This is a genomic window from Pseudomonas sp. VI4.1 (assembly GCF_002029345.1).
Classification (GTDB): Bacteria; Pseudomonadota; Gammaproteobacteria; order Pseudomonadales; family Pseudomonadaceae; genus Aquipseudomonas.
This window is the reverse complement of sequence record NZ_MULM01000138.1, coordinates 42,189-50,587: the sequence shown is the minus strand read 5'-3', so window position 1 is coordinate 50,587 and position 8,399 is coordinate 42,189. Positions and strand designations below refer to the sequence as shown.

Annotated in this window: 5 protein-coding genes and 2 pseudogenes; 4 read left to right on the top strand and 3 right to left on the bottom strand. The window is 63.7% G+C overall.

What is annotated here, in order from left to right; genetic code table 11:
• Nucleotides 1-125: 125 nt before the first annotated feature.
• Nucleotides 126-989: a LysR substrate-binding domain-containing protein gene (locus tag BZ163_RS11605; RefSeq protein WP_128871032.1), complete on the bottom strand. Its 864-nt coding sequence runs from the start codon at nucleotides 987-989 to the stop codon at nucleotides 126-128.
• Between the two features lie 109 nt (nucleotides 990-1,098).
• Between BZ163_RS11605 and BZ163_RS11600 the strand changes: the two genes are divergently transcribed.
• The 3 genes from BZ163_RS11600 (at nucleotide 1,099) to BZ163_RS11590 (ending at nucleotide 3,960) form a co-directional block, all read left to right on the top strand.
• Nucleotides 1,099-2,208, top strand: coding sequence for a 2-aminoethylphosphonate--pyruvate transaminase (locus BZ163_RS11600; protein ID WP_128871031.1), 1,110 nt, complete (start codon nucleotides 1,099-1,101; stop codon nucleotides 2,206-2,208).
• A gap of 141 nt (nucleotides 2,209-2,349) precedes the next feature.
• Nucleotides 2,350-3,177, top strand: coding sequence for a phosphonoacetaldehyde hydrolase (gene phnX / locus BZ163_RS11595; RefSeq protein WP_128871030.1), 828 nt, complete (start codon nucleotides 2,350-2,352; stop codon nucleotides 3,175-3,177).
• Between the two features lie 222 nt (nucleotides 3,178-3,399).
• Nucleotides 3,400-3,960, top strand: coding sequence for a cytochrome b (locus BZ163_RS11590; protein ID WP_128871029.1), 561 nt, complete (start codon nucleotides 3,400-3,402; stop codon nucleotides 3,958-3,960).
• A gap of 31 nt (nucleotides 3,961-3,991) precedes the next feature.
• Here BZ163_RS11590 and BZ163_RS11585 read toward each other — a convergent pair.
• Nucleotides 3,992-4,918 (bottom strand): annotated as a pseudogene (locus BZ163_RS11585) (1-aminocyclopropane-1-carboxylate deaminase/D-cysteine desulfhydrase).
• A 97-nt stretch (nucleotides 4,919-5,015) separates the two neighbouring features.
• On the bottom strand, nucleotides 5,016-7,055 hold the full coding sequence (locus BZ163_RS11580) for an NADPH-dependent 2,4-dienoyl-CoA reductase (protein ID WP_128871028.1): 2,040 nt from the start codon (nucleotides 7,053-7,055) through the stop codon (nucleotides 5,016-5,018).
• 209 nt (nucleotides 7,056-7,264) lie between these two features.
• On the opposite strand from BZ163_RS11580, the pseudogene BZ163_RS11575 reads away from it, so the two are divergent.
• Nucleotides 7,265-8,398 (top strand): annotated as a pseudogene (locus BZ163_RS11575) (nitrilase-related carbon-nitrogen hydrolase).
• Nucleotide 8,399: the final 1 nt, after the last annotated feature.

Below are 8,399 nucleotides of genomic sequence, written 5' to 3'. Positions count from 1 at the left end.
GGCGGCCTTGAGTCTTGCCGCGCCCATGAAGACGCCTTCGCCGGCAAGCCGGCTCCTACGAGGTTTGCGTCGTTCACAAGATCTGCGGCGACCCCGGATCCTGCTCGCGAAGGGTGCGCCGCGAATTATCTGGCTGGCGCCAAGCCGAAAAACGCCTGGATCAGGCGCAATTCCCGCCGCCGTTCCAGGCAGCCCATCATGTGCCGGTTCACCAACCCCTCACCAATGATCGGCACCGCCACCACCCGCGGGTCATGGCTGACTTCCACCGACGACACCACGCCCACCCCCAGTTCCGCCGCCACGGCTTCGGTCACCGCTTCACGACTGTCCAGCTCCAGCAACACCCGCGGGTTGACTGTGGCCCGGGCGCACGCCTCGTCGAACGTACGCCGGGTGATCGAACCCGGCTCGCGCAGCACCATGATCACCTGGTCCAGCGCCTTGATCGGCAAGCCTTTGTGCTGCTGCGCCCAGGGATGAGCTGCCGGCACCAGCGCGCAGATCCGTGATTCGCTCAGGGCCTGCAGATGCAAGCCCTTGCGCGGCTCGACCTCGGTCAGCACCGCCACATCGGCATGTTCCGAGAGCAACGCCGCCAGGGTTTCCTGGGCATTGCCCAGCCGCAGGTTCACGGTGATCCCCGGATAACGCGCGCGCAGGCTGGCCAGCATCGGCATGACCATGTGCGGCCCGTCCGCCGCCACTTCCAGGCGCCCGGTGAGCAACTGTCGGTTGGCTTCGAGCATCACCTGCGCCTCTTCCGCCAGGCCGAACATGGCCCGGGTGATCGCCGCCAGTTTGGTGCCCTCTTCCGTCAACTCCACTCGTCGCGCGGTGCGGCGCAACAAGGTGATCTGGTAATGCTCCTCCAACGCCTTGATGTGGCCGGTGACCGCCGGCTGGCTGATGAACAGCCGCGCGGCGGCCCGGGTGAAGCTGCCCTCGCGGGCGACCGCATCGAACGCACGGAGCTGGAACAGGTTCATGAATAACTCTCACTGATGGCTGGCATAACAATAAACAATTTGATTGATAGCTCGGCAAATTGCAACTTAGGCCCCGTAGCTTCACCCCATCGATTGCGAGGACACGAGAATGAGTACCGCCGAACCCATCCTGCTCACCCCCGGCCCGTTGACGACTTCGGCCCGCACCCGCCAGGCGATGATGGTCGACTGGGGTTCATGGGATGACCGCTTCAATCAACTGACCGCCAGCCTCTGCGAGCAACTGCTGGCGATCATCAACGGCGGCGCCAGCCACCACTGCGTGCCCCTGCAAGGCAGCGGCACCTTCGCGGTCGAAGCGGCGATCGGCACCCTGGTGCCCCGCAACGGCAAAGTCCTGGTGCTGATCAACGGCGCCTACGGCAAACGCCTGGCGAAAATCTGCGAAGTGCTCGGCCGCTCCTTCAGCACCTTCGAAACCGCCGAAGACGAACCGACCACCGCCGCCGACGTCGACCGCCTGCTGGGCGCCGACCCCGACATCACCCACGTGGCACTGATTCACTGCGAAACCAGCACCGGCATCCTCAACCCGCTGCCGGAGATCGCCCAGGTCATCGCGCAACACGGCAAACGCCTGATCATCGACGCCATGAGCTCCTTTGGCGCGCTGCCGATCGACGCGCAACAGGTGCCGTTCGACGCACTGATCGCCGCCTCGGGCAAATGCCTGGAAGGCGTACCGGGCATGGGCTTCGTCTTCGCTCGCAAGGAAGCCCTGGCCGATGCCGCCGGCAACTCGCATTCGCTGGCGATGGACTTGTTCGACCAGCACAGCTACATGGCCAAGACCGGCCAGTGGCGCTTCACCCCGCCGACCCACGTGGTCGCCGCGCTGCACGAAGCCCTGTTGCAATACAACGAAGAAGGGGGCTTGCCCGCCCGGCATCAGCGCTACGCCAACAATTGCCAGGTGCTGCTCGATGACATGGCCAAACTGGGGCTGCGCAGCTTCCTGCCGGCCGACATCCAGGCGCCGATCATCGTCACCTTCCACGCGCCGAAAGACCCGCGTTATCAGTTCAAGGAATTTTACGAACGGGTCAAGGCCAAGGGTTTCATCCTCTACCCCGGCAAATTGACCCAGGTCGAAACGTTCCGCGTCGGCTGCATCGGCCACGTCAACCAGGCCGAGATGCACGCGGCCGTGGCGGCGGTGGCTGAAGTGCTGCGCGAGATGGAAGTGCTGGAAATCTGAACCAACAGACACCGCCGTCCCCTGTAGGAGCGAGGCTTGCCCGCGAACACAGGCGACGCGGTCAGTCGTCAAACCTCATCATCGTTCGTTCGCGGGCAAGTCGGATCGCCGAACCGCTCGCTCCTACAAGGGATACGTCACATGAACTACACGAACCCAACCAAACTCCAGGCCGCCATCCTCGACTGGGCCGGCACCGTGGTCGACTTCGGCTCCTTTGCCCCCACCCAGATTTTCGTCGAGGCTTTCGCCGAGTTCGACGTCCAGGTCTCCATCGAAGAAGCCCGCGGGCCGATGGGCATGGGCAAATGGGACCACATCCGGACCCTGTGCGATCAGCCGCAAGTGGCCGAACGTTATCGCGCCGTGTTCGGCCGCACGCCGACCGACGATGACGTCACCGCCATCTACAAACGCTTCATGCCCTTGCAGATCGAGAAAATCGCCGAGCACTCGGCGCTGATTCCCGGCGCCCTGGACACAATCGCCAACCTGCGCCAGCAAGGCATCAAGATCGGCTCCTGCTCCGGCTACCCGAAACAGGTCATGGACAAGGTGGTCGAGCTGGCCGCCACCAATGGTTACGTGGCCGATCACGTGGTCGCCACCGACGAAGTGCCCAACGGCCGCCCATGGCCGGCCCAGGCCCTGGCCAATGTGATCGCCCTGGGGATCGATGATGTCGCGGCGTGCGTGAAGATCGACGATACCGTGCCGGGCATTCTCGAAGGCCGTCGCGCCGGCATGTGGACTGTGGCGCTGATCTGCTCGGGCAACGCGCTGGGCCTGGACTACGAAGGTTATCGTGCCCTCGGCAGCGACCAACTGGCCAGCGAGCGCAAGCGCATCCACGGGATGTTCGAAGGCTCGCGCCCGCACTACATGATCGACACCATCACCGACTTGCCGCAAGTGATCGCCGACATCAACCAGCGCCTGGCCAAGGGCGAAATGCCGCAAAGCAGCTGATCCACCGCCTCCCCCTGTAGGAGCTGGCTTGCCAGCGAAGGCGTCAGACCAGTCAACATTTACGTTGAATGTGATGGCCCCTTCGCTGGCAAGCCAGCTCCTACAGTGCTCAGAGCATTGAATCCCCTCTCCTCTGAGGCAAACCCGGCGAAACAGGATTACAGTTAAAGGCACATCGTCGACCCAGAACGGTGGCCTGACCCGTCCTGTGAGGAACGCCGCATGCCCTGGAAAAATTCCGACTCACGCTACAGCACCGTGTCGATCACGCTGCACTGGTTGATGCTGGTCCTGCTGGCGCTGGTCTATGCCTGTATCGAATTTCGCGGGATCTTTCCCAAAGGCAGCGGCGGTCGCACGCTGATCACCGAATCGCACTTCATGCTGGGGTTGACCGTGTTCGTGCTGGTCTGGCTGAGACTATTCGCCCGCAGCCTCGGTCCGGCACCGCAGATCTTCCCGGCCTCCCCCCGCTGGCAAACCGTGCTGGCGAAATTGATGCACTGGGCGTTGTACCTGTTCATGATCGCCATGCCGATGCTGGGCTGGCTGGTCACCAGTGCCAAAGGCCATCAAGTGATGTTCTATGGCTTCGATTTGCCGCTGCTGATCGCGGAGGACAAGGCGCTGGCCAAGCAGATCCAGGGCTGGCATGAACTCGGCGGCACCCTGGGTTACTGGCTGATCGGCCTGCATGCCCTGGCGGGGATTTATCACCATTATGTGGTGCGAGATAACACGTTGCTGCGGATGATACCCAAGCGAGTGAACCGTAATACCTGAGGCCAACGGGAACCTGTGGGGGCGGCGTATTTCAGGTAGCTGGGCTGAACCCCCGCCGGCCCTGCAAGCCGCCGGTATGGATGAAAATCAGACGCGTGCCCTGGGTAAATTTTCCGGCGTCGACTTGCTGTTTAAGTGCCAGCAGCGCTTTGCCGGTGTACAGCGGCTCGAGGGGGATGCCACTGTCCCTTTCGGTCTGTTCGATGAATTCCAGTAGCGGTGGATCGACCTTGGCAAAGCCACCCCGGCTGGCATCCAGCAGTTCATAGCCGGCATCGACCGACCCCGCTTCCTGCACAATCCCCTGCACCTGCTGCGCCACCGCCATGCTCGTCGGGTACCGCCAACGCGCCGTAAACCCGATGCTCGCCCGCTTCGGCCAACACCAGGCCGGCCAGGGTGGTGCCGGTGCCGCAGGCCAGCCACCAGCCGTCGAGTCGTTCCAGCCCAGACCGCTCAACTGCGCGCTGACCATCGCTTTGAGCGGCATGCAGCCCTTGGCGCCCGGCAAACCGCCGCCGCCTTCCGGCACCGGCTGCAGCTCGGGATACTGTGCCTGCCATGGCTGCCAGAAACCGGGCTCGTGCCGCGCGCGATAACCGCCATACCCCAACCAGTGCAACTGCATGCCGAATGCTTGCAAGTCCTTCACCGTGGGGGTGTCTTGCGGGTGACCGCGCAGCAGGCCGACCGTGGGGAAACCGAAGCGTTTGCCGGCAGCGGCCAAGGCATGCAGGTGATTGGAGTGGGCGCCACCGAGGCTGATGATGCCCTTGGCACCGGCCCGGTCTGCGGCTTTGAGGTGTTCGCTGAGTTTGAACCACTTGTTGCCGCTGATCAGCGGGTCGATCTGGTCGAGGCGCAGGATGGCGACTTCGATATTGGCCTGGGTTAGCCAGTCGAGATCAAGGTGGTCGAGGGGGGCTCGGCGGAGCCAAGTATTGCTGGGGAGAAGCATTGATGCCGGCTCTGGGTGAAGAGCCGGCATATTAGCAGCCTTGAGGACGTCGTCGCGGGCTTGCCCGCGAAAGCCATTGGCACGCTCGGCCTGCCTGTTACAACTGCGCAGCCAACCGCGAACCCTGGTTGATCGCCCGCTTCGCATCCAGCTCCGCAGCCACATCCGCGCCGCCGATCAGATGCACGTTCTGCCCCGCTGCCACCAGGCCGTCATGCAGTTCACGCAGCGGATCCTGCCCGGCGCAGATCACGATGTTGTCCACCGGCAACACCTGCGGTTCGCCGGTTTCGCCGATGCGGATGTGCAAGCCCTGGTCGTCGATCTTCAGGTATTCGACGCTGTTGAGCATCTGCACCTGCTTGTTTTTCAGACCGGTGCGGTGAATCCAGCCGGTGGTCTTGCCCAGGCCGTCGCCGACCTTGGAGGCCTTGCGTTGCAGCAGGTACACCTCACGGGCCGGTGCATGGGGCTGGGCCTTGATGCCGGCCACCCCGCCACGGGCTTCAAGGTGGGTATCGATGCCCCATTCCTTCCAGAACGCTTCACGGTCCTGGCTGGTGGCCACCCCCTGGTGCACCAGGAACTCCGACACATCGAAGCCGATCCCGCCGGCGCCGATCACCGCGACACGCTTGCCCACCGGTTTGCGCTCGAGGATCACGTCCAGGTAGCTCAGCACCTTGGCGTTCTCCACGCCTGGAATCGCCGGGGTCCGCGGGGCGATGCCGGTGGCGAGGATGACCTCGTCGTAACCGCCTGCGACCAGTTGCGCCACATCGACCCGGGTGTTCAGGCACACCTCGACATGGGTGGTCTGCAGCTTGCGGTTGAAGTAGCGCAGGGTTTCGAAGAACTCTTCCTTGCCCGGTACACGCTTGGCGATGTTGAACTGGCCACCGATTTCACTGGCCGAATCGAACAGCGTCACCTGATGGCCACGCTCGGCGGCCACGGTCGCTGCGGACAGACCGGCAGGGCCGGCACCGACCACGGCGATTTTCTTGATCTGCTGTACCGGCAGGTAATTGAGTTCGGTCTCATGGCAGGCCCGCGGGTTCACCAGGCAGCTGGTCAACTTACCGCCGAAGGTGTGATCGAGGCAGGCCTGGTTGCAGCCGATGCAGGTGTTGATTTCATCGGCACGGCCGGCGGCGGCCTTGTTGACGAAGTCCGGGTCGGCGAGGAAGGGGCGCGCCATGGACACCATGTCGGCATCGCCTTCGGCCAGGATCTGCTCGGCGACGTCCGGGGTGTTGATGCGGTTGGTGGTGATCAGCGGAATGTTCACCGAGCCGCGCAGCTTGGCCGTGACTTTGCTGAACGCACCGCGCGGCACCTTGGTGGCGATGGTCGGGATACGTGCTTCGTGCCAGCCGATGCCGGTGTTGATGATCGTCGCGCCAGCCTGCTCGATGGCCTGGGCCAACTGCACGATTTCTTCCCAGGTGCTGCCGCCTTCCACCAGGTCGAGCATCGACAGGCGGAAGATGATGATGAAATTCGGGCCGACCGCTTCGCGCACCCGACGCACGATCTCGACCGGCAGGCGCATGCGGTTTTCGTAGCTGCCGCCCCAACGGTCGGTGCGGTGGTTGGTGTGCGCGGCGAGGAACTGGTTAATGAAATAACCTTCCGAGCCCATGATCTCGACGCCGTCGTACTCGGCTGTTTGCGCCAGGGTCGAGCAGGTGACGAAATCGCTGATCTGCTTCTCGATGCCCTCCTCGTCCAGTTCCCTGGGCTTGAACGGGTTGATCGGCGCCTGGATCGCACTCGGCGCGACCTGTTTCGGGCTGTAGGCATAACGGCCGGCATGGAGGATCTGCATGCAGATCTTGCCGCCCGCCTCGTGCACCGCGCGGGTCACGATCCGGTGCTTGAGCGCTTCTTCCTCGGTGGTCAGCTTGGCCGCTCCGGAATACACCCCGCCCTCATCGTTCGGGCCGATACCGCCGGTGACCATCAGGCCCACGCCGCCCCGGGCACGCTCGGCGAAGTACGCGGCCATGCGCTCGAAACCGCCGGGTTTCTCCTCAAGGCCGGTGTGCATCGAGCCCATCAGGGTGCGGTTGCGCAACGTGGTGAAACCCAGGTCCAGCGGGGCCAACAGGTTTGGGTAATGAGCGGCGGCCATCGGTAACTCCACAACGAACGATCACGGAAAAAGTCTGGGTGCTCTTTGGCAGCCCTCTGTCATGTGCCACAGACTATGAGCACTCCACCGCTCGCTCAATGACCGTAACTGACAACTTATTGATCCAAATGCGCAGTGCCCCTTGGCAAGCGCCGGCATGGGCCCTACCCTAGTCAGCGAACCCGCACACGGCCGTTGACTGTTTTCCCATGCGCAAACTTCTGTACCTGACCTTCTCCATGGCATTGATTGCCGCCCTCACGACCTACGCGATGTGGGCCGCGGACCGTCCGGTGGGTCACTACCTGTCGGACCTGCGTATCGACGTCGCCGTCGATCAAGGCACACCCGCCGATCGCGGCAACCTGCTGGGCATCCAGCCCGAGCTGTTTCCCACCGACTACCAAAGCTCCGAGCGCTTGCACCGCAAGCTCGCGGCCTATTTGCAGAAGGCCCGGGACCAGGGCCTGCTGAATGAAAAAACCATCGTCGTGCTGCCGGAACACATCGGCACCTGGCTGATGGTCAGCGGCGAGAAAGATGAGCTGTACCAGGCCACGACCCTCAAGGAAGCCATGAACTGGCTGGCGGCGAGCAATCCCTTGAAGTTCGTCCGCGCCCTGATCGGTGCCAGGGGCGACAGCCGCCTGGACGACGCTCACCTGCGGATGAAAGCCAAAGGCATGGCCAAGGACTACCAGGCCTTGTTCGGCGGCCTGGCCAAAGAATTCCAGGTAACCCTGGTGGCGGGCTCCATCGTGTTGCCCGAGCCCGTGATCATCGATGGCAGGCTGAAAATCGGCGGCGGCGCGCTGTATAACAGCAGCGTGGTATTCGGCCGTGACGGCCTGCCGATCGGCCAACCCCAGCGCCAGATGCACCCGGTGTTCGATGAACATGACGTCATCGCGGCCAATGGCGAGCGCACGCCCGGCGTCGTCGATACCCCGGCGGGACGCCTGGGGGTGCCTGATCGGCCAGCGACAGCTGGTACCCGGACGCCTACCGCAAGCTTGACGCTCAGGGCGCGAAGTTCGTCGCGGTGCCGGCCTTCGTGACCGGGCGCGGCACTTGGGATAAACCGTGGCGCGGCTATAAGGGCTTGTCGACGCCCGGCTCCGTCAGCCTCAAGGCCGGGGAGCTGAGCGAAGGCCAGGCCTGGCATCACTTGACCCTGACCGCTCAACCGCCCAGCAGCCAGGCGATCGCCGGCATGAGCGTGTTCCTGCGCGGCCAGTTCTGGGACCAGGGCAGTGCCGGGCAGAGCTTTCATCAGCAGCAACGGCCAGCATTTCGCCGATGGCAATGCCCGTGGCGCGCGTTTACTGAACCTGTGGTTATAAA